Origin of the sequence: Paenibacillus sp. 7516 (assembly GCF_002272715.1) — a bacterium.
Classification (GTDB): Bacteria; Bacillota; Bacilli; order Paenibacillales; family Paenibacillaceae; genus Paenibacillus; species Paenibacillus illinoisensis_A.
Map to the genome: position 1 here is coordinate 1 of NZ_NPBI01000028.1, position 25,365 is coordinate 25,365.

Here is a 25,365-nt window from a genome sequence, read left to right on the forward strand (position 1 = left end):
CAGTAAACCTCTTGCCTTGTGCAAGAGGTTTTTTTATTTTAATAGAATTTCATATTTACTTTATCTTTTATGAATAGGTCAGACTTTAGTAATTTGCTCTCGCCGAATGAATTTGTTTAAATGGATAGATAAAGGAATATCCTGGATGGATAATGATTCAGATCTAAAGAGGAGGAATTGTGTGAAAAGAGCTCTTGTTATTGGAGGACATGGAACGTTAGGAAAGGCGATTGTTGCCAAGTTGAATGAGCTGTCTGTAGAAGTGGTTACAGCGGACAGAAGCTCAGGTGATTATCAGGTCGATATGACTTCAACGGACAGCATTAAGGCTCTTTTTGAAACTGTGCAAAGCATTGATTACGTCATTGTCGCTGCTGGGCAGACACATTATGCCAAACTGGAAGAGCTGACCCCTGAGAACAACATGATTAGTGTACAGAGCAAATTGTTGGGCCAGGTCAATATCGTGTTGATCGGTCAACATTATGTCAATGACAAGGGGAGTTTCACGCTGGTTAGTGGCATTATCAAGGATCATCCTATTGCACAAGGCGCTTCAAGTGCGATGGCCAACGGGGCTATCGATGCGTTTGCCAAAGCGGCAGCCTATGAATTGCCCAGAGGTATTCGTTTGAATTCAGTTAGCCCTAATTTGTTTGAAGAGTCGGCTGAGAAATATAGAGACTTTTTTATTGGTTTTAACCCGGTACCTGTGGATCGAGTGGCTAATACGTTTATTCAAAGTGCATTGGGCATCGAAACAGCACAAACCTTTAAAGTTTATTAAGTATTCAGAGTAGGCTGATCAATTCATCGTTGAAGCCTCAGAAAGTTTACTGCGGGCAGCATGTAGTTGATCTTCATATAGCGAAGCTTGTTTAAATAGGACGATATCACTTAGTGTAAGCCCAAAATAAGAATAATAAAGGACATTAACAGGATGAACCTGCTAATGTCCTTTTGATTATATTTATGCTTTGCAATTCCAGGCGATTAGTATCTTTCCAAAATCGTTTGAGTCTTCAAGCCATCGGCAGGTATAAGCCAGTTGTTGCTTTCCAACACTTGCAGCAGCTCGGTACGCAGACCGGATACGGCTGCAGCATCTTCGGTTTTGAAAGAAACCTCTACAAGATTCTCGAAACCTGTCCCATCTGCGTTACGAATAGGCCATACTTCAAGCGTCAGCTCCTGTCCATTCCATGTGCCTTCATAGCGTTGGAACGTTACAGGGCCATGAGCACGGGATTGCGAGAGCGTTTGTTTACCCCAGTTGGAAGAGGACCAGTTTTTCAGTTTGCCTGGCAGCTTGTCCAGCAGCATATCGAGTGCGTCCTTCTCGGAAGGAAGCTGCACGCCTGTAGCTTTGGTATCCACTTTTTTGGTATTGGAGAAGCTCAGCGTTTGTTTGCCATACCCCCAATCGATCTCAGCCTCATAGTTATCATCTGATGCATCAAATCCCTCTTGATTAGCCAAGGTCAATGCAGCGTTAATGTCACCGTTAATTACGGGATAGCGCTTTTTGTAGGTCAATTCATAGTTGTTTTTGTCATCCTTCTTCCGGAAACGGACATCCCATCCCGCTTGGTTCAGATTCAGAGCATTGGTGTCAAAGTACTCAGCGCTGATGTTTCTCGGTGTAGAATCCAGGGACAACGTCTGAATAACTTCACTGCGAGGCGTTCCATCCGGGTTCAATACCAGCTCCGGTTTAGCCAGAAACTTCACTTCGTAGGCAGGTACGGCATTGGCCGCCGCTGAAGCTTGTGGTGCCTGGAACGCTAGACTGCTCCCCAAGGTGACGATACTCAGCATCAATGAGGTTGTTACCTTTTTCCACTTTTTCAAAACCAATCACTCCCTAGGCTGGATTAATGTACAGACCCACTTTAGCGCCCAAGTATATGAAAGTGATTAACGTTGGACGAGCATTGCGTTAACCCTGCATAGATTTGATGAATGGCGAACGAGAGATTTTATGGGGCCAAGCCAAGAAATGAAGGGGAGCTTGTGACTCCTTCCTGAAGAACTTCCTTGAACCGATTCATCTGAACAGAAGGATGTCGATCCTTATTATGTACCGTGTATATATGCCTAGGGGCCTGTTCCCCGGGAATGGGCAGAACCTGAATCAAGCCATGCTGCTCCTCCCACTGTACGGCCATGCGTGACATGAATGAAATATGACCTCCGAGCAGAACCAGCTGCTTGATTGCCTCCAGTGAGTCCATCTCTACCGTACTTCGGAGCCGCACGGCATGCTGTTCCAGCCATTGGTTGGTCAAACGGCGAGTGCTTGATTCGTTCCCATGCAGGGCGAAAGGAATCTGAGAGATATGGTCAGGCTCCAGCACTTCTCTACCAGCCAGAGCATGCTGTGGAGCACAGATTAATACCAGATCATCTGCGCATAGCGGATCAGCTTGAAGGCTCGGACCAACAAACGGTTCGGAAGAGATGACTCCCAGATCAATCTGGTGCCGCATTAACATCTCGCGAATGACAGGCGATGGTTTGACCGATAACACAATACGAATACCGGGAAACTCCTGTGAGAATGTATTAAGCATCGGAGGCAGCAGATAGGTTGCAGGTACATAACTCGCCCCAATGTGAAGCGTACCCCGGTAGAGGCTGTCGTATTCTTTGACTACCCGGCGGGCCTCCTGGGTTAGGGCATTAATCTTCACGGAATAATGAAGCAGAGCCTGTCCAGCCTCCGTTAGGAACGTCTTCCCGCTGCGCGATTCGAATAATCGCACCCCCATTTCTTCCTCCAGTGACTTCATATGAAACGTAACCGTGGGCTGCTTAATGCCCAGAATCTCTGCGACGCTGGTCATGTGATGATGCTTGTCAATCAGCTCTACAATTTGCAGTTTAATGAGGTTCAACGAACTCACACTCCTCTCCCTTATACAGGGCCTCCATAATATAAGATGATTTAATGCTTGTTTTCATAAAGACGGAGAGTACAGGACCAATCTGTAGAAGCGAAGCTAAAAGCTTTCTGAAAGAAAGCTACTTCGGAAGCATACGCTTCTCCTTGATCCCCTGATGTCTCTTTTTGAAAAGGGAACCTAGGAAATTAGGGAATACAGCGATTGGAAGATGGTGCTGTAATCGAAGTGACCAAATGAAAAATGGATATGAATCACCATATATAGATTTAATCTATGAACATCAACAGAATTCATCTAATAAGTTAATTTCATTTTTACATTCCTAACATACAACTCGCGAGAGCGGGAGTTAGACTGAGTACAGTACAAGAAGACAGGCAGGGATGCTTATGAAAATGGAGATTTCAGGAGTTCAAAAATCATTCAATCGCACGCCTGCACTATTACCCACAGATCTAACGCTTCAGCATGGTCAGTTTACAACGCTGCTTGGTCCATCAGGCTGTGGCAAAACCACTTTGCTGCGGATGCTTGCCGGACTGGAACAGCCGGATGCGGGAGAGATTGTTGCGGGTGATCAGTGCATCTTCTCAGCTGCCAAGCGGATTGATGTACCCACCCATAAGCGTAATCTGGGCATGGTGTTTCAGGATTTTGCATTATGGCCGCATATGACGGTATATGAAAATGTGGCATTTGGCTTGAGGGCCGGAAAGCAGAAAGAAAATTTACGGCAGAAGGTAACCGAAGCACTTGGCATGGTTCGCCTGCAAGGCATGGAAGATCGTTATCCTCATCAGCTGTCCGGTGGACAGCAGCAGCGGGTTGCTTTTGCCAGAGCGGTAGCCGTAAGACCTGGTGTAATTCTGTTCGATGAACCGCTTAGTGCACTCGATGCTGTACTGCGGGAAGAAATGCGGATTGAGATGATGTCCCTTGTTCGGGATATGGGGCTTACCGCACTATATGTGACTCATGATCAGGTTGAGGCGATGTCGATGTCGGATGAGATTGTGGTCATGGAGAAGGGGCGGATATTGCAAAAAGGTAGTCCCGAGACGATCTACGGATCGCCAAGCGATCCATTCGTTGCTTCGTTTATCGGCAAATCCAACTGGCTGACACCCAATCAGTCCATGGTACGGCCGGAGCATGTGACCTGGAACAGGACAAGTCATGACGACCTGCGTTATCAGGCCACGGTACTGAGTGTCAGTTATGTAGGGGAGCGTTATGAAATCCGGGTTCAAATGGAAGGGCTAGGCATATGGACGGCTTACCTGGATCGAAGGGTTCGCGTAGGAGAGCAGGTTCAGCTGTATATCTCGCCGGAGCGTATCTGCCGTATGAACGGTCAGGATAGCATGGATGGGAAGCGGGAAGTTATAGCTGCAGCGAACTAGATGCTTGAATGAGGAAATGAGCAGAAGTTAAGTTTACTCGAAAAATATATAACCAAGGGAGATGGAATGTGATGTTGGGAATGAAAACACGGAAAAAAAGTGCATTACTGCTGTTAACAGCGGTGATGAGCATTAGTCTGTTCGGATGCAGTACGAATTCAACCGCTGGAAACGCAGGACAATCTGCGGGAGAAGGCAGTGCCGCAGCAGCACAACCAACCGAAACAGCAGGCGGCAAACTGGTGTTGTATAGTGCAGGGCCGCAAAAGCTGGCAGATAATATCGTGAGCGGGTTTACAGCCAAAACAGGGATTGAAGTAGAGATGTTCCAGGGAACAACCGGTAAGATTCTCGCCCGTATGGAGGCAGAAAAATCCAACCCTGTGGCCGATGTCGTCATACTTGCCTCTTTGCCTTCAGCACAGGCACTCAAGGCTGACGGTTTGACGCTCCCATACCCTGAAGCAGCCAATGCCGACAAGCTGAACAAGGACTGGTCAGATGCAGAAGGTAACTATTTCAGTTCAAGTGCTTCGGCACTCGGAATTGTGTACAACACCAAGCTGGTGTCTACGCCACCGACAAGCTGGGCTGAACTCGCTACACCAGCCTGGAAAGACGCTGTAAATATTCCGGATCCAACGCTGTCTGGTTCTGCACTGGACTTCATTACAGGGTACCTGAGTGTGAATGGTGATCAAGGATGGGATCTGCTAGACAGCTACAAAACGAACGGTGTGGCCATGGCGGGTGCGAACCAGGAAGCTCTTGATCCGGTAATCACGGGAGCCAAAAGCATCGTTGCAGCAGGTGTTGATTACATGGCATATTCCTCCAAGGATAAAGGCGAACCCCTGGATATCGTATATCCAGAAGAAGGGACTGTAATCAGCCCAAGACCGGCTGCCATCCTGAAATCGAGCCCGAATGTAGAAAACGCCAAGGCGTTTATCGACTATCTGTTGTCCGATGAAGCACAGAAGCTGGTAGCCGATGCGTACCTGATTCCGGGCCGTGAGGATATTGAAGCGACCAACCGGGCCAATCTGAAAGATATCCCGCAGCTGAAAGTGGACTGGAACTGGATGAGTGAACACGGTGATGAGACAGCTGCTCGTTTCTCCGAGATTTTCAAATAAGACTGCTGAAACAAACTGAAGAACATTCGGCAGCACGTGTGACGAGTGTTTTGGTGGAAGTCATGTGAGGTGAAATCAGTGAAACCTGTTGTACTGGACAACAACCGTATTTTTCGGAGAGTGGGCGTGATTCTGGCCCTCTTTCTGCTGACTATAAGTATTGGCGTACCCTTGCTGCTGATTTTCTGGCAGAGCGTGTATCCGGATGGACAATGGGACTGGATGGCTCCGATCCGGACGATAACTGGTCATCACTTGTCGGGTGTGCTGCTCAATTCTGTCTGGCTTGGCATCTGTGTTGTTGCCGTCACCACCTTGCTGGCTCTGCCATTGGCCTGGATGATGGCCAAGACCCGAATGGGACAGCACCGCTGGGTGGATGTGATCCTCATGATTCCGTTCATGACACCGCCGTATATCGGCTCCATGGGCTGGATATTGTTTATGCAAAAAGGAGGATACCTGCAGCAGTGGGTGCCATCAGCTGAGAAATGGAGCGAGCTTTTCTTCAGTTTCTGGGGCATGGTGCTAATTATGAGCTTGCATCTATTTCCGTTTCTATACTTGCTGCTGCGGGATGCACTGATTCGTATCGGCGGTAATCTGGAAGAGGCAGGATCGGTACACGGGGCACCAGCAGGATATCGGTTCAGACGCATTATATTACCCTTGCTGTTATCTTCCTACGGGATGGGGATCATGCTAGTTTTCGTTAAAACGATTGCGGAATTCGGAACTCCGGCCACCTTCGGCCGCCGTATCGGATACTATGTCATGACCTCGGAGATCCACAAATATATCTCCAGTTGGCCGATTGACTTCGGTAAGGCCACCTCACTGGCATCGGTCTTGTTATCCGTATGTCTCGTCATGTGGTACATGCAGTCTGCCATGAGTCGTAAATTCACGTACCGTCTAGTGGGCGGCAAAGGACAGCGTTCCAAACGGTATTCCCTTCGCGGAGGAGCTGGCTGGCTATGCGGTCTGTATCTCGCGGTACTTCTCATTCTCTCCGTGGGTATTCCATACTTCTCCATTATTGCGGCGTCGACGATGAAGCTGCGCGGGGCCGGATTGTCTCTGGACAATGTAACACTGGATCACTATCGGGACCTGCTCTCCTGGGGCTCGGTTAGCATGAAAGCCATCGGAAATAGCCTGGGATTATCCCTCGCCGCTTCCACCGTTGCGGTTGTGATTGGTACAGGATTTGCGCTGGCGATTGGCAAGTCATCCTCATTCATGCAGCGGGTCATTGATCTGTTCAGCCTGCTGCCTAACACCGTACCGGGCATTGTCATGGTTGTGGGTCTAATCCTGTTCTGGAATTCACCTTGGATGCCTGTCACCCTGTATAACACGTACGGGATGGTAGTTCTGACGTATGTCGTACTTTTTCTGCCATATACGGTGCAGTACGTGAAATCGAGCTTTACCCAGATCGATGGTACTTTGTTTCAGGCAGGTCAGGTGTTTGGCGGAAAGCCGCTGTATATCCTTCGGCGCATCCTTGTGCCGCTCATCATTCCCGGCATGCTGGCCGGTTGGATGATGACATTCACCATTGCTACACGCGAGCTCGTAGGCTCATTGTTGATTCTCCCGCCGTCCATGCAGACATCGGCAACGTATATCTTTGCCCAGTTTGAACAAGGTCAGGTCTCGCTCGGAATGGCCATGGCGGTTGTAACGGTTGGCATGACCGTACTGATGCTGCTCGGCATTGAACTACTGAATTCAAAGAGAAAGTGGAATGCATCATGATCAAACTGAACATATGGGGCGGGGCAGGCGAGCATGGCCGCTCTGCCTATCTCCTGAGCGGAGACAGAACTCACATTTTAATGGATTGTGGCGTGAAAAAAGAAGGAGCGGGAGCGTACCCGTTTATCCAGCCTGAACTTGTATCAATGCTGGATGCTGTTCTGCTGTCTCACGCGCATGAGGATCATTCCGTTGCTATTCCCTTATTGTATAAAATGGGCTATCAGGGTGAAGTATGGACGACGCGTCAGACAAGGGAGCAGCTGGATACCTATTTCCGGGCGTGGCGCAGCAATCTGGAGCGTGCAGGACATGATCTTCCCTATGAGGAAGCAGACGTGCAGTCCATACGTTACAGGTATCTGGAGGATCAGGCGAAGTCCGGGATCTGGTTCGAGATGATTCCTGGTCTGCATGTGTTATGGGGACGGAGTGGTCACCTTGCAGGATCGGTATGGTTTGCCCTTGAGATGGAGGGTAAACGGATCTTCTATTCCGGAGATTATACGTCCGAGTCCATGCTTTTGCAGGAAGATTGTGCGGCAGAGGCGCTAAGATTGGCAAGTCTGTTCCGGGGCAGGGAGCACAAAAGCAGCCGTATAAATAATTCGCGATTGACTCAAGGCTTGGCTGTTAGTGATGGCATACAACTTGCTGGAGAACGTCGGGTGGAACTAGCGATAGCAACTGAGAATTCGGGAATTTCCGAAATATCCTTATCTCCTTCGTTAACAAAGAGCAGCTTGAATCTGCCGATGGATCTGGCCATTGTGGATGCTGCATATGGAACGGACCGGGATACACAGGCAGACAAGCTGGAACAATTGGAGCGTGCCATACGCCAGACCATTGCTCGGGGTGGTAAGGTCCTGCTCCCAATGCCTTCGGTAGGCCGTGGTCAAGAGATCATACTGTGGGCACATCAGCAGTTCCCTGGCGTTCCGATGATCGCCGAGCAGGGGCTACTAGATGGCATGAAGCAGCTGCTGCGTGCCCCATACTGGCTGAGAGAACAGGGAACACATTTTGAGGGTCCGTTAACGGGTGCCATTGAACGATTTTTAAAGGGACAATCCTGGCATCTGCCCAAAAGTCAGGAGGATCGGGAGCGACTGCTGAATCAATATGGTGCTTCCCTATGGTTTATTCCCGACGGCATGATGCAATCTTCGCTGGCCCGTTGGTACTATAGCCAGCTGGCAGCGAGTGGTGAGAACCTGATCCTGCTCACCGGGCATGCGGCTGTGGGCACTTTTGCAGAGCAGCTAGCACAGAATCCGGCGGAGCATGGAGTCTGTGAGGTGAAGAAAATCCGGTATAAAGTGCATCAAGGCTGGCTGGATGTCGAGAGAATGCTGCAGCGTGTGCCTGCACGGCATAGCGTGCTTGTGCATGCAGATAAGGCCGGGACGGACAGATTGAGAGAGGGCTTGCTCAAAAATAGCCCATCACCGGAAGCAGAGGTACATTCATTGTCTCCCGGGGATGAGCTCTATGTCTAAACATGAAATTAGAATGAGATCACTGCATCATAATGCCATAAAGCATCAGTTGAGAGCGTCCTTGGGGACGTTCTTTCCATTTTATTATTTGAGGACTAGGGTTCACGTTGAATGGGGTGCTCAAGCTCTGAATGACCCATCAGGCTATCCAGTGCTTCTCCATCTACAAGCACTTCCAATTGATTTATTTCATCAAACTGAAACATCGTTGTGGTTAAAGCTTCCAAGGCCAGTAATTCTCCACTGGTGCCAAGCTTGGCTTCATCGGGGATATGCACATCCAAAGTCAATGTATCCTCGGCAGATTGGACAGAGAGCAGTTCAACCTTTTCCCATAGAGAGACCAGTTCAGTATCGTCACTTTTTTGTAAGGCTTCAAATGTTTTTTTGTATTTTTCGTCGTTCTCTACAAACTCCAGCTCAACTTCTCTTTTTTCCAGTTCCAGCACCTGTGTATCGGCAAAGTATACTTCAACAGTCTGCTTCTCTTCCTTATTCGGCTCAACCTGAGTCCCACCATTGTTGGAAGGCTGTACGCTTCCGGAATGGTTGGGTTCATTCGTTCCGGATTCACTCACTGGCTTCTGTGCACACCCTGCAGCAATGATAAGAATGAACAAGAATAGTAGTCCGTATCCCATCTTTCGTTTCAACAAATCACATCCTCCGTTTGGTATAACGTTTTATTTTATATCCCTAGATATTCCTTGATTCCATCAACTATTGCTTGTGCAGCTTTCGCCTGAACTTCTTCGGACGACATGGCCTTCTCTTCAGCAGCATTGCTCAGGAAACCAATTTCCAGGAGCACAGCAGGCATGGTGGTTTCCCGTATCACCTGCAAGCTGCCATTCTTGACACCCCTATCCTTGAATCCAAGAGCCTTCACCAAGCGTTCATGAATGATATTGGCCAGGTCTTTGCTGCTGCTGCGCTGATAATAAAAGGTTTCTGTACCTGATGCCTGAGGTGAGGATGTTGCACTGTTACCGTGTATAGAGACAAAGACATCCGCATTTAACTCATTCGCCAGTTGAACGCGCTCGGAACGTGTGGGATAGATATCGCTGTCACGTGTCATGACCAGATCAATGTCCGGCTCATTGAGCAGAAGAGCTTGTACTTTTAGACCCAATGCCAGAACGTATTCCTTCTCCGGTTTATTGGTGATACTTATGGTCCCTGGGTCACTGCCTCCGTGACCTGGATCAATCACAACGACCTTGCGTCCTGTATCGATGACGGGAGTCACTGGCCCGGGCGTTACGCTGTCCCCCGAAACGTTGAGATTGATCAGCAGCTTGTCGGCAATCACGTTTTGATCGAACTGCACGTCCTTCACATTGTTTAATTCAACCACAATCCGAACTTGCCCGGGATCTCGTTTAAATAGGGAATATCTCACTTCCGATACATGGGGATATCCGGTTACATCCAGCTTTCCGTTAACCCCCTGATCAAGCGGCTGTGCCAAGTCACCAAAGACCGTTCCAGGCAGATCCACAACCAGTCGATCCGGGTTCTTCAAGGTGGATATGACAGGCTGCACTTGTTCCCCATCCATGGACACGACAAGCTGATTATCGGCAAAAACAATATCTGTTACATGGGTTAACGACGTGGTGTCGCTACTTCCTGAATCATCTCCAGATGCTTCGTTGGATTCATTATTGCTGCCAGTTAAGTATACGATCTTCTCCTGGTTGTTCCACTTTACGCTAAGCCCCATCTGTTCACTGACAAAACGAATGGGTACCACCAATGTTTTGTTTAAAATTTGTGGAGCCGTATTCAGGGTAACCTGTTTGTCAGCAACCATGGCTTGCTTCTGATCAACGGTGAGAGATATTACCTTTTCATTTTGTTTTATCTTCACCTGACGGGCTTGTTGATTCCAGTCGACATCAAACTTCAAATTTTCTGCAACGACTCGGATCGGGATCATGACATTTTTATTGACGATGGTCACCTGAACGTCATTCGGAAGAGACAATTGCTCTCCATTCAAGAAGATTTTAGACGTGTTTGCAGCGGCATTTCCCTGAATGGGAAACAGAAAAAGGAAGAACAGGCTCAGAAACATAAGTACAATTATTTTCTTCATGAATACACCTCAACATTTTTAGAGCTTGTAACTCACCGACATGGAAATTCAGAGTTTCCATCGGTAAAAAACAATTCATCTCCCATAATTTTACTACAATATATAAACAACAAAATTGTAAAAATGTTTCTTTTATTGATTTATTTAATTTATGTATGGAGAAATTGTACTGATTTACACTGGTTTTAAAAGGAATTACACATGTTAAATGGATGAGTGTAATTAAATTTCATAATACAATTGACTTGTAAAATTTTATATCATATACTGGGTGAAATTATGGCAGGATTCGTGGACATTGAGTTTGGAAGGAGGTAGGAGAACATGGATACAGGCAGCTATCCAATGTGGAAACAGTATCGCTTGAAGCAAGATCATTATGTCATAGGGCTGATGTCCGGAACATCCCTTGATGGGACAGATGCAGCTCTGGTACACATTCAGACGGATGCCAGCGGGGCATTAGCCAATATCAGCCTGATGGATTTCATCTGTGTTCCATATTCAAATGAGCTGAGGAACGTATTGATTCGATTGTGTTCTCCAGAAACAGCGAGGGTGGATGACCTGACGACAGCACACTTCGGCGTATCAGAGTGGTACGCACATAGTGTCATGAAGCTGATTCGTTCGGCAGGCCTCTCGCCTGGACAAGTGGATGCGATCAGTATGCACGGACAAACGGTGTGGCACTCCCCAGTCCCGTCAGCGTTTCCCGGACCGGAGGGGAGTCTTCAGGTGGCATCCACATTGCAGATCGGTGAAGGGGCCGTCGTGCGGGAACGGACCGGACTGCCGGTGATCAGTAACCTGCGTGCAAGAGATGTAGCTGCTGGCGGGGAGGGAGCACCGCTTACACCGTATGCGGATGCTCTTATGTTTCGCAGCACGACAGAGGGGCGACTGGTACAGAATATCGGCGGTATTGGCAATGTGACCGTGCTTCCAGCCGCTTCATCTCAAGTAGGCATCTCTGCGTTTGATACAGGACCGGGAAACATGGTGATGGATGCCATTGTGCGACAGAAAACAAACGGCAGACAGCATTACGACCCAAATGGAAGCATTGCCGCCAAGGGGACACCTGATCAGGATCTGGTGGAGCTGTGTCTGGACGACGATTATTTCAGAAGACTGCCTCCCAAAAGCACTGGGCGGGAGGTTTACGGAGCTGCTTATGCAGAGCGTTTGATGGACCTGTCAGCTGCGCGTTCCTTATCCCTGGAAGATACTTTGGCTACGGCCACTTGCTTGACAGCAGAGACCATTGTGCGGGCTGTAGAGGACTTTGTGCTGCCGAATGTACCGATCTCAGCCATGCTGGCTTGCGGCGGGGGAACTTCGAATGACACATTAATGAAAATGATTCAAGGGAGACTTCCGAAAGGTATCCGAATGGAGCGGACCACAGATTATGGCATACCAGACGATGCCCGCGAAGCTATTGGTTTTGCACTCCTGGGTCATGAAGCATTAATGGGTAGAACAAATACGCTCCCGGAGGTTACTGGGGCCAGGCATGCTGTCATCTCGGGTACACTTACATTGTAGATACGTGGTTACGGTCTGGCAGCAGAATGGCTGAAGAGAGTTTACGGATTAGACTCGAGTGAAATTATAGGATAAAATGCTTGTACATGAACACAGTACGGAAAGGTGGAACGAATGGAAGGCATGAAAGGTGGACTCGTACGTTTACGCGCATTAATGGATGACCTGACCCCGTCGGAACGGAAGATCGGGGCCTATATTCTCGATCATCCCCAAGAGACGGTCCAGTCTTCCGTGGCACAGCTGTCCGAACGGAGCGGTGGCAGCCCGGCTGCCATTATCCGTTTGTGCAAATCATTGGGAGTATCCGGATTTCAGGAGCTGAAGCTGAAGATTGCTGGCGATTTGCAAACGGGTGAGCAATATCACTATACGGAGATTCGTCCTCAGGACTCGATGGAGAGCATCATTCAGCATGTATCCGCAAACAATATCCAATCGGTGAAGGACACGGTCCATATATTGGACCCACGACTGGTTGAGCAGGCTGTTGATGCACTGCACCGGGCAAAGCGGATTTTTTTCTATGGCGTAGGGGCCTCAAACCTGATTGCGCTGGATGCACACTACAAGTTCATGCGAATCAATCGCACAAGCTTTTCGTTTGCGGATCCGCACATGCAAATTTCCTCTTCCACTACACTTCGTGAAGATGATGCCGTTGTATGTATCTCCTACTCGGGGGAAACCTCAAATGTCATTTCGTGTCTGAAGCATGCTCTCGACGGCGGAGCAGCAACAATCAGCATTACCAAATGGGGCAGTAATACGCTCAGTAGTCTGGCGAATGTACCCTTAAAGATTACGTCCACTGAAAGCGATATCCGAAGTGGAGCAACATCTTCGCGAATTGCGCAGCTGAATGTAATTGATATTCTCTACCTGGCCATTGCCAGCCGGGATTATAACCAGTCTGTTGAGTATCTGGAGAAGAGCCGTCAGGCTATATTGGAACATAAATGATGAAACGAAAAAATCCCTTACTGTATATAACAGAAGGGATTTTTTCATGGGACCCATGCTGATGCTGATCGAGCGTGAAAAATAAGTGAAAAGGAGCCAAGATCAATATCAGGCTCCCATAAAAATATGAGCTAATGCATACTCTTTAAATTCGATCAGGACGGCCCTGCAATGGCTGTGCGAACGAAGCCGTCAGCCAGATCCAGCCTGCGCCGCGCTTCGAGCACATTCACGTCTGCCATCAGCATGACGATTGCTGTTTTTACATGTCCTCCTGCGGCAGTGAAGGTCTTTTCGATATCGGATTCACTCGCACCGGTGGCAAGCTGTATCATTCGCTTGGCCCGATGGACAAGCTTCTCGTTGGAGGGGTTCAGGTCGACCATGAAGTTCCGGTAAACCTTGCCCAGTCTGATCATTGCTGTAGTCGTCAGCATATTCAGTATCATTTTCTGTGCACTGCCTGCCTTCATCCGAGTCGACCCCATCACAACCTCGGGGCCCATGACCGCTTCAATGCTCACATCAGCCAGGAGGGTCATTGGTGTACCGGCATTATTGCTCAGGCTGATGACACCAGCTCCTTTTTCCCTTGCATACCTCATTGCTCCGATGACATAGGGGGTTCGTCCGCTGGCAGCAATGCCAACCACAACATCATTCTTATTCAGACCATGCTCGCTCAGATCAGAGGCGCCTTGGGATTCACTGTCCTCAGCTCCTTCCACAGGATCCTTCACGGCCTGAAAGCCCCCTGCAATGATGCCCTGTACCATGGAAGGTGGTGTTCCGTAAGTCGGTGGACATTCCGAAGCGTCAAGTATCCCCAATCTGCCACTGGTTCCTGCACCGACATAGAACAGTCTTCCTCCCGACTGAAAGGCTTCCACAATTCGATCTGCCGCCCGTGCAATCACGGGGATGAGCGGTTGGATCAATTCGGCAATGCGTTGATCTTCCCTATTTATCAATTCCATAATCTCTGCCGAGGGCAGCTCATCTATATGATCCGTCTGCGGATTAGGCTGTTCCGTTAGCAATGAGTTAAGCATATGGTTCATCAGTATGGCCTCCTTATCTCTTTCATAGTGATCCATGAAGGGAACATCGCATTTTGGCCAGCTGTGCCGCACCAACCGCCGGAGGCGGGGCATTATCCTGCTGGACAAAGCGGAGCTCACCGTAGGTTGCCGATAGTTTGTGTATAAATTCGCTTCGGAATAAGGCAGAGTGACGGAACAGAGACCCTGACAGGACGACCTGAGCAGATTTAAATGTGATATGACGGGCAATCAGAGCCTTGGCTGTATTCGCCAACTGCCCTGCTTCTTCGGTAATGAATGCCCTGGCAACTTCATCGCCATGTTCCCCAGCTGCAACGGCAAGACGGGCTAGGGATGCCGTATCGGACTTACCCCAATCGGATTGATATACCTTCTTCTTCAGTTCAATGGGAGAATGCAGGCTCAGCTCTTGCAAAATGAGTGGGGTTAGTTTGGTTGGGGGGAGAATGCCATCATGGCTTTGCATAACAGCCTGAAGCGCCCGCTGCCCGATGCGATAGCCGCTGCCTTCATCCCCAAGCAGGTGGCCCCAACCCCCAGCACGGTATCGTTCACCTTCCGGTGTAAATCCGTAAACAATAGATCCTGTACCTGATATACATAAGACTCCCTGAGTATGCCCAAGTACGGCCATAAGGGCGATTTCCCCCTCAGATACAATCCAAACGGGACAAGCGTTCACACTCTGATGAAGACTGTTCTTGGTATAGTCTGTTACGGCTTCAGCAATCATCTGTCTCTCCTGCATGCTGTCTACACCTGACATCCCAAGACATATACCTTCACAATTTGTCGACAAATCAGTTCTTAGGTTAAACAGCCCATCCAATACCCGCCGCAGTTCTGAAATGGCTTGATCGGGCGGTACGCTGTGAGGATTGGTAGGTCCGCCGCTGAACCGGGCAAGAAGTTCACCAGATTCAGAAATGATTGCTGCATCAGTATTGGTACCGCCTCCATCAATGCCTGCATATACTCGCAACTTGGCTCACCTCGCTTGCGTAGGTTTTCTTTTTACATAGTATAAGAGCATAAAACGAAAAAGTAAAATTAAATTTTATGTTGAAAAATAATATTGAATTTTTATTTCATAGCTCATATAATGAACTCAATCTACAATTTTGGAAGGAATTAATACTGTTAATGTCATGTAAGTTGACGTTAATATTGCATTTAGTTGAACTCTGCATAATCGCAGGTCAATGGACGGGGAGGTGCTGTTCCTTACTGCCACACTTACGGGGTGGTTCATCATTTTTATGTTCAAAGATTTCAAAGGGGCATCGAGTATGGCAAAGAAATGATTGGGAAACGACTCGCGAAGGAGATGAAGGGATGAAGAAAAAGGGTCTGGTTTTGGCAATGGTACTAATGATGGTCTGGATTACAGCCTGCGGAAATAGCGGTGGGGCTGCTTCGGAAGACCCCAATGCGGATGACACCGTGACGGTATGGACCTACCCGGTGCATGGTACTTATGAAGACGAATTGAAAGAACTGCTTGCCGACTTCAATAAAGAACACCCGAACATTACCGTGAAGACGGAGATGCTCTCCTGGGCGGAAGGACCCAAAAAGTTCGATGTGGCGCTAAATGCGGGGAATCCGCCGGATCTGTACTTTCACAGTGTGGATGGAACGTATGTAAATACGGGACTTGCGCTTGAACTGGATAGTTATCTGACTCCCGAGATCAAGGACGACTACCTGCCTGGTACGCTGGAGTTAGGGCAGATTCAAGGTAAACAGTACGGCCTGCCGCTATATCAATTTCAATGGGCTTGGGGCGGGAACAAACGTATTCTGGAGGAGGCCGGCATCGACTGGAAGTCCATTCAGCAAAATGGCTGGACCTGGTCGGAATTCAATGAAGCAGCCTCCAAGCTCACCAAAACGCTGGATAGCGGAGCTAAGCAGTATGCGCTCGTTACTGACGGCACTTCCCTTGATTTCATTGAAATGCTCTCCCGGAATAACGGCATGATCGACGTTCTGGACCAAGAGGGTGCGTTCCAATGGAATGATGGGCGGATTCTAGACACGCTCTCTTTCATCAAAAATCTGATGGACCAAGGTTACATGCCGAAGGAGACAGCAGCCATTGCCCCGGCGAAACGGACGGATATGTTCTATGCAGGAGAGACAGCCATGATCTCCAAGGCCATTCCTTATTACGATGTGATGATCCAGAACCGCAACAAGGACATTGATGATGGCAAAGTGCAGGGAGAGAAAATCGACTTTGTCCTGCTGCCTGTTCCGCATAATGACAATCAGCAGGCGGCAACCACAATGGGCGGTGAAGGGTACGTAGCCTTCAAGCAGAAGAAGGACAAAGGTGAACAGCATGCCAAGAATACGTTCCTGGTTATGGAGGCGTTAAGCGGTGCAAAAGCGGGGAACTCTGCCAACGAACTCGCACTCCCTTTTGTGAGACAATCTCAAGTTGATCTGTTCGCAGGCAAAGAATTGGGCAAACCGGATAATCTGGAGGCTGCCCAAGTAATGGCTGAGAATATTGCAATGCCTGTTGTGCTGGAGCTGGACATTGATAAGGCTTCACAGCAAAAGCAATTCAAGGAGCAGGTTGTAAAACCGAATATTCAGGCCCTGTTCTCGGGAGAGAAAACGCCGGAGCAGATTGCAGAAGACTTCAAGAGCAAAGGCCAGCAGATGTTTGGACAATAAAAGAAAAACATAGCGCATATGTAAGACCACAACGATTAGGAGAGGAGGATTTGCCATGCAGACCGCCCTTGCGCCAAAGTCGTCCGCACCCCGGACTTCCCGGGTTGCCCGGCTTTGGCGAGACTATGGGTGGGCGTATTTATTTATCCTGGCGCCTGTCCTGCTGTTTCTCATCTTCACCCTCTATCCGGTTCTGACTGCTCTTGTGATGAGCTTCCAGAAATATAACATTATGAATTCAACCTGGGTTGGAATGGATAATTACGAGCGTCTGATCAAGGATGAAACGTTCTGGAAGTCGATTAAAAATACAATCATCTTCACTGTGGGTACGGTTCCAGTCAATATTCTCATTACATTTGTCCTGTCTTATTTCATCTTCCAGATGAAAAGCAAGTGGCAGACCTTCTTCAAAGCTACCTTGTATCTGCCTGCGGTGGCATCCGGAGTAACCATCTCCATTGTGTGGCTGGCGATCTTTGATCCGACCGACTCGGGACTCTTGAATCGCTTCCTTGGCCTGTTCGGACTTGATCCGGTGATCTGGCTGGGGCAGTCGGGAACGGCACTGTTTTCGCTCATCCTGATGAACTGGCTCGGATCGCATGGTGCAGGCATTATTTTGTATCTCGCAGCCATGGGAGGCATTCCGAAATCGCTGTATGAAGCAGCGGACATTGACCATGCCAGTGGATGGACCCAGTTTAGCAAAATAACCTGGCCGCTCCTTAAGCCAACCACGTTGTATCTGCTGGTTACGGGTGTAATTACATCGTTTCAGGTATTTATCTCCGTATACTTGATGACACAGGGCGGACCCAACTTCGCAACAACAACAATCGCCTATCTGATCTACGAAACGGCGTTTAAGTTCTATGAGTTCGGATTGGCATCAGCGCAGTCCTTCGTGCTTGCAATCATTATCATTGTCATCTCCGTTATCCAGTTCAAGTATTTCTCAAGCGATATTGAATATTAGGCATTTTGATATTTTGGATCTAGCATCCGGGGGTGAACAAATTCATGAAATCAACTCAGAAAAGGACGCTGCTTGTCGTAGCCTCCATTCTGCTGGCCGTTTGGGCACTGGTGACCATTATTCCGATGTACTGGATGCTCGTCGGTTCGGTACAGGACACTACGATGTCTGCCTCTTTCAAACCGCAGATGATTCCGGAGCAGCTGTCGCTGTCACCGTATGAACGTTTTTTTGCCAAAACCGATGCGTGGCGCTGGCTCTATAACTCATTATTGATCTCGATCATTCTGACCGTGACGAATGTGTTTTTTGCATCCCTCGCGGGATATGCATTTGCCAAGCTGAAATTTCCCGGCAGCCAGGCCGTATTCTGGGTTTTGCTTGGCACGATGATGATTCCGGCTCAGGTGACGCTGATTCCTCTGTACATCCTGATGGTCAACGTGTTTGACCTGGGGGACACGTATACAGCGATCATTCTGCCAGCGGCGGTCAGTGTGGGCAACATTTTCTTGATGAAACAGTTCATGTCGACACTGCCGACATCGCTGATTCATGCGGCACGCATTGATGCATGCAGTGAGTTCGGCATCTTCTGGAAAGTGATTCTGCCTATGGCGAAGCCAGGAATTGCCGTGCTTGCCATCTTCACCTTTGTGGCTTCATGGAATGAATTTTTCTGGCCCTTCTTAATTACCAATTCCAATGAAATGAGAACCATTCAGGTGGGGCTGGCTTCGTTCGTATTTGCCGAATCAACCGACTTCGGTGCCATGATGGCCGGGGCAACCATTGGTGCTCTGCCCATGATTATTTTGTTCTTCTCATTGCAGCGTTACTTCCTTCAGGGAATTACCATTGGTGCAGTTAAAGGTTAGGCTAACTAGCCTTCAGACAAGCGACAACGTAAAGGGGGATCTACCTATGGCACGCGTGGAGTTTCGCCAAGTGCGCAAAGAATTCAAAGACGATCATAAAGGAACGTTCACGGCTGTGGCCGGCTCGGACTTTGTTATAGAAGATAAGGAATTCGTCGTGTTTGTTGGTCCTTCGGGTTGTGGAAAAACAACATCACTGCGAATGATCGCCGGTCTGGAGAAGCAAACGAGCGGGGATATTGTCATCGGCGATCGGGTCGTTAACGACCTGCATCCGAAGGACCGGGATATTGCAATGGTATTTCAGGATTATGCACTCTACCCTCACATGACCATTCGGGAGAATTTGTCCTTTGGCCTGAAAAATCTCAAAAAGCCAAAATCCTATATTGATGAGCAGGTGCAGAATGCTGCCTCCATTCTTGGGCTTGAGGCAATGCTGGAGCGCAAGCCGCGTGAATTGTCTGGTGGTCAACGTCAGCGGGTAGCGGTGGGCCGGGCGATTGTTCGTGATCCCCAGGTATTCCTGTTCGATGAACCTCTGTCCAATCTGGATGCCAAGCTGCGTGTGCAAATGCGTGTAGAACTGGGTGAGCTGCACAAGCGGCTTGGTGCTACCATTGTGTATGTCACGCATGATCAGGTGGAAGCCATGACACTCGGAGAACGAATCGTGGTCATGAATCATGGCGACATTCAGCAGGTGGCCTCGCCGAAAGAGCTGTATGCGAGTCCTCGCAACATGTTCGTTGCCGGATTCATTGGATCCCCTGCCATGAACTTCATTGATGCACGGATTGAAGGAGATCAGGTTGCTGTGGAAGGCGCATCCTTCACCTTGCCGGAGGATGTGCTCGTCCGTCTGAAGAGCCATCAGGGCAGACGAGTGATTCTTGGTTTGCGTCCAGAGCATATCTTTGGAGATGATGTCGCACCTAATATTCCAACAGACCATATGCTGCAGGCTCGTGTTCAGGTTGTGGAGCATCTGGGCTCGGAAAATCTGGTGTACTTTCACCTTGGTGCCCGTACGGTAACGGCCAAAGTACATCCGGAGACGCATGCGTACGTCGGCATGGATAAAAACTTCGTGCTGGACTTGCGAAAAGCACATTTTTTCGATCCGGAGACCGAGCTGGCCATCGGCCGGGAGTAGCCAAGTAAGCACCATTAGAAGGAACGGTAAGAAAGGGGAGATGCGGGATGCGCAAATTAAGTGAGGTGCTGGTCAGATCCGGGGTGGAGATCTACCGCGACATTATTCTTGTAGCCTTGTTCAGTGCAGCCAGCTCGTTGGTTCTGGTTCCCATTCTGATGCTGGCTCCGCTGCCGATCGCGATCATGCTGCTCGCTGTAATCTATATGCCCATTGTGTTCGGTGTTTGCTACACCATACATCACAGGCTGGAACGGAAGGAACGCCGTAATGGACCCCGGGATCTGTGGGCAGGCACCTTGAAGGGAATTGTACCTGGTGGTGCAGTAGGTATCCTCATTGCTGTGCTGGGCTTCATCCTGTGGTCAACCTGGTGGTATTACGGCGAACAGGGCGGCATGCTGGGGACAGCTGTGAGTGTATTCCAAACGTTCTTCGTACTCATGGCCCTGATGTCACAGTTCTATACCTGGCAGCTTGTATTGCAAAAGAATATGGGAATCATCCAGGCGATGGGGGAGAGTGTGAAGCTGTTCTTTCGCCATCCAGGGTATACGATGGGAGCTTGTTTTCAAGCTTTATGTCTGACGGCATTACTCGGTCTAACTGTGGTTGGTTTCGGAGCGTTATTCGCAGGCATGTTCGCCATCTATCAGCATAAGGTTGCGCAAAATGTACTTGAGCCTCAAGAGCAATCCAACATATCTGCTGGCAATGATCATCAACATGCGGGGTGGATGAGTCAGGAGAATGCGGGATGAGCAGAGGGCCTATTGTAAGAACTGGACTTGACCGATTGTTCGAGGGGGAGTCCCACCCGTGGTTGCTGGGGGGTTCCCGCATTGGTCTGATAACGAATCCAACCGGCATTACGTCTGATTTTGTCTCTTCTGTGGAGGTGTGCGCCGGATTGTCAGATGTGGAGCTGACGGCATTATATGCCTGTGAACATGGATTGGACGGTGAGCTCCAGGCCGGAGTCCGATTCGGGGATACGGTGCATCCGCGCCAGGGGATCCCTGTGCTCAGTCTCTATGGAGAACACAAGAAACCGACCCCATCCATGCTCGCCGGAGTGGATACCGTGCTGTTCGACATTCAGGATATAGGCGTTCGCTACTACACATACGCCTCAACCTTATTTCAAATGATGGAAGCCTGTGCTGAAGCAGGCAAACGCTTGTTGGTGCTGGATCGCCCCAATCCGCTTGGCGGGGAGGCAGTGGAAGGCGGGGTGCTGAGTGAGGGATACGAATCACTTGTCGGTGCCTGGCGTATTCCGATCCGCACTGGATTAACGGTCGGAGAGCTGGCCCTAATGGTGAACAGCCAGGCCGATGTCCCATGTGAACTTGACGTCGTCACGATGGACGGGTGGAAGAGAAACTTTCTTTTTACGGATACGGGACTGCCCTGGATGCTCCCATCGCCAAACGTACCTACCTTACATACGGTACAGGTATATCCGGGTACTTGCCTGTTTGAAGGTACCAATGTGTCGGAGGGGAGGGGAACGACAATCCCGTTTGAGTGGATTGGAGCACCGTGGATCGATGGGCATCAGCTGGCTGCACGATTTCGGAGTTACGGGTTGAAGGGGGTGCATGTGCATCCTGTGTACATGGCTCCGACGTTCTCCAAGCATGCAGGTGAGTTATGCGGAGGCATTCGGATCTTTATTACGGATAGCAGCGAGTTCCGGGCTGTGGAAACAGGACTCGTTCTACTGCATGAACTGGCTTCGCTCCATTCCGAAGAATTCCACTGGTTGGAGCCGCCGCGGTCTGGTTCGAGGTATTTTATTGATTTGTTGACAGGAGGCAAGGAAGTCAGGGAAGGGATACATATCCAAGAGAAATTATTCGATATGGTTGAAACATGGAATGCGCAGGCGAAGGAATGGGGAGAGCGGCGCAAGCCGTTTTTGTTGTATCCATGAGAGTGCATTGATGCGATGCCTAATGAGGGATGATATTCGTCGTGAGGAGGCGCGGAATGACGGGGCTACTGGAGCAGTACCAACATAAGCTGGCAAGAATGACTTTGCGTGAAAAAATTGGACAGATGCTGCTGTGCGGTTTCCATGGTACCGAAGCAGCTGGAGATGTTGAACGCCTGCTTCGTACGTATCCGATTGGAGGCGTAATTTATTTTGCACGTAATATCGAGTCGCCAGAGCAGGTAGAGCGGTTATCAGCTGGGTTACAGGAGATTGCAGCTAAAAGCGGTCAACTCCCGCTCTGGATATCCATCGATCAAGAGGGGGGCATGGTAGCGCGGATCACGAACGGGATTACTCTGATGCCGGGACAGATGGCCATAGCCGCCGCGGGTTCCAACGAAAAGGCGTATGAAGCAGCATATATTAGCGGGCTGGAGTTGAAATCGATGGGGATCAACATGAATTTTGCTCCGGTCCTCGATATTAACAATAATGCGGCGAATCCGGTTATAGGAGTCCGGTCGTTTGGTGAATCACCTGAATCCGTCGCAGACTACGGTGTGAAGACCATCGCGGGGCTTCAGGGGGCAGGTATTGCTGCGACGGCGAAACATTTCCCCGGTCATGGAGATACAGATACGGACTCTCATCTGGATCTTCCCGTAATCATGCACGACAGAGAGCGGGTGGAACGGGTGGAGCTCGTCCCCTTCCGTGCTGCCATAGCAGAAGGAGTGGATGCCATAATGTCCGCCCATATTTATTTTCCGGCACTGGAACCAGAGCGGCTTCCAGTGACGCTGTCGCATACTGTACTAAGTGGGCTACTGCGGCAGGAGCTTGGATATGAGGGAATCATTATAACAGATTGCATGGAGATGAATGCCATCGCTGTTCATTATGGTACGGTTGAAGCTGCGGTGATGGCTGTTGAAGCAGGAGCCGATCTTGTACTTATCAGCCACACAGCCAAGCTTCAGGTGGAAGCCTTCGAAGCATTGGAAGCAGGTGTGAAGAATGGACGGATCAGCGAAAAACGCATTGATGAATCGGTTGCCCGCCTGCTGATGTACAAGGAGAAGCATGGACTGTTGGAGATAAACATGCACACAGATGATGAAGTGGTTAGTGACCGGTCTGAACGTTCATTATCCAAGGTACGGAATGATCAGACATCATCAAATGAGCAGCTGGAGCGCAACAGTCTGCAGCATCAAGAGGTGGCGAGGCATATTAGCGAGAGGAGCATCACGCTGGTGCGAGACCAGCTGGATATGCTTCCGCTGAAGCCGGAACGAACACTGGTGATTACTATTGCTGCATCGGTGACAACCATCGCCGACGAGCAGCTTAGCCAAGCAGTTACGCTTGGTTCTGCATTGGCGAGACATGGACTTGATGTGATCGACTTAACCGTAACCCCGGAGGACGTTGCGCTTTCATCTGCCCGCCTGCTTCAGGCTGCGGAAGAGGAGAGCATCAGCCAGATCGTGGTGGGTACCTATAATGCGAGCAGTCCTTCAGGTGACCCGCAATGCCGGCTAATCGGCTGGCTTCAGCAGCTGGGTAAACCGCTGGCTGTTGTAGCGCTGCGGAGTCCCTATGATCTGCTGGCTCTTCCGGACGTGAAAGTCTATGTAGCGGCTTACGAGAGCCGTCCGCTTGCCATGGATAGTACCGCCAGAGCAATGATGGGGCATATCCCTTTTACCGGAAAGCTTCCCGTGTGTCTGATATAACATCTATATCAGCTGTTCATCAAATGCACTTCATATGCACTTCATATAATAGAGGAGTTAATCTCCCAACGGTAACATGGCATTACCTAAACGAAAGAGACGACCCTAAGGAGGGTCGTCTCTTTCGTTGCGTATAAACCAATTATTGCAATTTTAATGCTTTGGCTGTGCGCGCTTCTACTTCATCCATCAGAGAGGTCATATCCATACCCGCATGATTACCAAGCAGAATAATCGTTACGTCGTCTGATAGATTACGAGAGAAGGCTGTCGCAAAACCGCCTCCGCTGCCATTATGGAAGACTGTACGATTATCGCCGTTCTCCTTGAGAATCCAGGCGTAGCCGTAATTTTTGTCCGAATAGGGCTTGTACATCTGTTCAATTGTCTCCTGACTCAGGATCTGATCGGTGTACAGTGCGCGGTCCCATTTGAGCATATCATCAACCGTCGAATAGATCGTCCCTGATCCCGATTGTGACACGTAATAAGGAGCAGGCACCCACTTGTTATTTTCTGCGACGAAACCACTAATAGTTTTGACCTTGCGTGATGCCTCACCCGAGTTTTTCATGCCGAGCGGCTTCAAAATCGTTTGTTGAACATAGTCGGCATAACTCATGCCGGATACCTGTTCAATGACATAGGCGAGCAGAACATACCCGCTATTGCTGTAGAGATAGGCAGTGCCCGGTTCGAACTTCAGCGTTTTGTGCCGGATCTCCTCTACCGTTTCTTCCAGTGAGGTGCCTTCACCCCGGCCAAATGCAGACGGAAGCCCGGAAGTTTGAGATAACAGCATATGCAGAGTTATCTCGTCACCCTTCGGAATACCAGAGATGTATTTGGAGATGGGATCTTCTACATTCAGCTTGCCATCTTCCGCGAGGCTGAGAATGGAAGCTGCCGTGAAGGATTTGCTCAGTGAAGCAATTCTTGTCTTCTGGTCCGGGCGGTTCAGCGTTTTCTCATCGGCCAGTCCGTATCCTTGACGAAGCAATACTTCACCATTGCGGGCAATTAGGGCCATGCCAGGGAATTGGATTTCACGCAAATAATCATCCACGCTGGTCACTTCCTTGTCCAGCAAACTGACTTTGTCCGTTTGGATGCTCACGCTCATCTGACCCGATGAGGTGCGGCCGACTTTGATATCGGCCTTCAGGGCATTCGCCGTAGGACGGACAGGTACCATAAGCGTACCGTTAACCGTACGGGATTTCACGCCTGCATCCAGGCGGACATGGTTGACCTTGATCGAGTCGCTGCCGGCCTGGTGAACCAAAGTATCTCTTCCAACAGTGATGGTAGCCGTTTTGGTTCGGTTATCCCATTTCAAGGAACCCTTCACCGACTGGACGACATCCCTGAGGGGTACGTACGTTGATCCTCTATAGATCTGTGGTGTATTCTTCCAGGATTGTGGTTTGCCATTCACTTCAATAAGAACTGCCTGTGTGTTCTGGGCAGCCGATATGGACGTGCTGAATTGTCCCAGCACCGGCCCTGCAACCAGAATGAACGCGAGCAGAATACGAAATAGGGATAAGTAGGGCTTAGAAACTGATTGATGCACGTGAGGTGATC

The 25,365-nt window shown here is 49.4% G+C and carries 21 protein-coding genes; 14 read left to right on the top strand and 7 right to left on the bottom strand.

Annotated features, from left to right (window positions below; genetic code table 11):
• The first annotated feature begins 145 nt into the window (after positions 1-145).
• Positions 146-787, top strand: a complete 642-nt coding sequence (locus tag CHI14_RS22590; RefSeq protein WP_170948239.1) for a short chain dehydrogenase — start codon at positions 146-148, stop codon at positions 785-787.
• 206 nt (positions 788-993) lie between these two features.
• Here CHI14_RS22590 and CHI14_RS22595 read toward each other — a convergent pair whose 3' ends face one another.
• Positions 994-1,851: a CYTH domain-containing protein gene (locus CHI14_RS22595; RefSeq protein ID WP_095291518.1), complete on the bottom strand. Its 858-nt coding sequence runs from the start codon at positions 1,849-1,851 to the stop codon at positions 994-996.
• Positions 1,852-1,979: 128 nt separating this feature from the next.
• Positions 1,980-2,897, bottom strand: coding sequence for a LysR family transcriptional regulator (locus CHI14_RS22600; RefSeq protein WP_095291519.1), 918 nt, complete (start codon positions 2,895-2,897; stop codon positions 1,980-1,982).
• 398 nt (positions 2,898-3,295) lie between these two features.
• On the opposite strand from CHI14_RS22600, the gene CHI14_RS22605 reads away from it, so the two are divergent.
• The 4 genes from CHI14_RS22605 to CHI14_RS22620 all read left to right on the top strand — a co-directional run bounded on the left by CHI14_RS22605 (position 3,296) and on the right by CHI14_RS22620 (position 8,714).
• Positions 3,296-4,309 carry an ABC transporter ATP-binding protein gene (locus tag CHI14_RS22605; protein ID WP_095291670.1) on the top strand — a complete coding sequence of 338 codons (1,014 nt, stop codon included), beginning with the start codon at positions 3,296-3,298 and terminating at the stop codon, positions 4,307-4,309.
• 71 nt (positions 4,310-4,380) lie between these two features.
• Positions 4,381-5,448 (top strand): ABC transporter substrate-binding protein, encoded by a 1,068-nt coding sequence (locus tag CHI14_RS22610; protein WP_095291521.1) that lies wholly within the window; start codon positions 4,381-4,383, stop codon positions 5,446-5,448.
• Between the two features lie 78 nt (positions 5,449-5,526).
• A complete protein-coding gene (locus CHI14_RS22615) occupies positions 5,527-7,212 on the top strand; it encodes an ABC transporter permease (RefSeq protein ID WP_095291672.1) in 1,686 nt (561 codons plus the stop codon).
• Positions 7,209-8,714, top strand: a complete 1,506-nt coding sequence (locus tag CHI14_RS22620) for an MBL fold metallo-hydrolase (RefSeq protein WP_095291523.1) — start codon at positions 7,209-7,211, stop codon at positions 8,712-8,714. The genes CHI14_RS22615 and CHI14_RS22620 overlap by 4 nt, the downstream gene beginning before the upstream one ends.
• 95 nt (positions 8,715-8,809) lie before the next feature.
• Here the strand turns inward: CHI14_RS22620 and CHI14_RS22625 are convergent, their stop codons facing one another.
• The gene (locus tag CHI14_RS22625) at positions 8,810-9,370 is read right to left on the bottom strand and encodes a GerMN domain-containing protein (protein ID WP_095291525.1); all 561 of its coding nucleotides are present in this window, start codon (positions 9,368-9,370) and stop codon (positions 8,810-8,812) included.
• A gap of 32 nt (positions 9,371-9,402) precedes the next feature.
• Positions 9,403-10,818 carry an N-acetylmuramoyl-L-alanine amidase family protein gene (locus CHI14_RS22630; protein ID WP_095291527.1) on the bottom strand — a complete coding sequence of 472 codons (1,416 nt, stop codon included), beginning with the start codon at positions 10,816-10,818 and terminating at the stop codon, positions 9,403-9,405.
• Positions 10,819-11,142: 324 nt separating this feature from the next.
• Between CHI14_RS22630 and CHI14_RS22635 the strand changes: the two genes are divergently transcribed.
• A complete protein-coding gene (locus CHI14_RS22635) occupies positions 11,143-12,369 on the top strand; it encodes an anhydro-N-acetylmuramic acid kinase (RefSeq protein ID WP_095291530.1) in 1,227 nt (408 codons plus the stop codon).
• A gap of 123 nt (positions 12,370-12,492) precedes the next feature.
• The gene (locus CHI14_RS22640) at positions 12,493-13,332 is read left to right on the top strand and encodes a MurR/RpiR family transcriptional regulator (protein WP_095291673.1); all 840 of its coding nucleotides are present in this window, start codon (positions 12,493-12,495) and stop codon (positions 13,330-13,332) included.
• A gap of 155 nt (positions 13,333-13,487) precedes the next feature.
• Here the strand turns inward: CHI14_RS22640 and murQ are convergent, their stop codons facing one another.
• Entirely contained in the window at positions 13,488-14,393 is a 906-nt protein-coding gene (gene murQ, locus CHI14_RS22645; protein ID WP_095291533.1) for an N-acetylmuramic acid 6-phosphate etherase, read from the bottom strand.
• A gap of 22 nt (positions 14,394-14,415) precedes the next feature.
• The gene (locus tag CHI14_RS22650) at positions 14,416-15,378 is read right to left on the bottom strand and encodes an N-acetylglucosamine kinase (RefSeq protein ID WP_095291535.1); all 963 of its coding nucleotides are present in this window, start codon (positions 15,376-15,378) and stop codon (positions 14,416-14,418) included.
• A 353-nt stretch (positions 15,379-15,731) separates the two neighbouring features.
• Between CHI14_RS22650 and CHI14_RS22655 the strand changes: the two genes are divergently transcribed.
• From CHI14_RS22655 to nagZ, 7 genes are read left to right on the top strand one after another with little or no spacing between them, the layout of a single operon-like run.
• Entirely contained in the window at positions 15,732-17,084 is a 1,353-nt protein-coding gene (locus CHI14_RS22655; RefSeq protein WP_095291538.1) for an ABC transporter substrate-binding protein, read from the top strand.
• 55 nt (positions 17,085-17,139) lie between these two features.
• Positions 17,140-18,063 (top strand): carbohydrate ABC transporter permease, encoded by a 924-nt coding sequence (locus CHI14_RS22660; RefSeq protein ID WP_095291540.1) that lies wholly within the window; start codon positions 17,140-17,142, stop codon positions 18,061-18,063.
• Positions 18,064-18,107: 44 nt separating this feature from the next.
• The gene (locus tag CHI14_RS22665) at positions 18,108-18,941 is read left to right on the top strand and encodes a carbohydrate ABC transporter permease (protein ID WP_095291542.1); all 834 of its coding nucleotides are present in this window, start codon (positions 18,108-18,110) and stop codon (positions 18,939-18,941) included.
• Between the two features lie 46 nt (positions 18,942-18,987).
• Positions 18,988-20,097: an ABC transporter ATP-binding protein gene (locus tag CHI14_RS22670; RefSeq protein WP_095291544.1), complete on the top strand. Its 1,110-nt coding sequence runs from the start codon at positions 18,988-18,990 to the stop codon at positions 20,095-20,097.
• Positions 20,098-20,144: 47 nt separating this feature from the next.
• Positions 20,145-20,858: a hypothetical protein gene (locus CHI14_RS22675; protein WP_095291546.1), complete on the top strand. Its 714-nt coding sequence runs from the start codon at positions 20,145-20,147 to the stop codon at positions 20,856-20,858.
• Positions 20,855-22,036 carry an exo-beta-N-acetylmuramidase NamZ family protein gene (locus CHI14_RS22680; protein WP_095291548.1) on the top strand — a complete coding sequence of 394 codons (1,182 nt, stop codon included), beginning with the start codon at positions 20,855-20,857 and terminating at the stop codon, positions 22,034-22,036. Before CHI14_RS22675 ends, CHI14_RS22680 begins: the two co-directional genes overlap by 4 nt.
• 56 nt (positions 22,037-22,092) lie before the next feature.
• Positions 22,093-23,778: a beta-N-acetylhexosaminidase gene (gene nagZ / locus CHI14_RS22685; protein ID WP_095291549.1), complete on the top strand. Its 1,686-nt coding sequence runs from the start codon at positions 22,093-22,095 to the stop codon at positions 23,776-23,778.
• Between the two features lie 142 nt (positions 23,779-23,920).
• Here the strand turns inward: nagZ and CHI14_RS22690 are convergent, their stop codons facing one another.
• Entirely contained in the window at positions 23,921-25,354 is a 1,434-nt protein-coding gene (locus CHI14_RS22690; protein ID WP_095291551.1) for a serine hydrolase domain-containing protein, read from the bottom strand.
• Positions 25,355-25,365 lie beyond the last annotated feature (11 nt).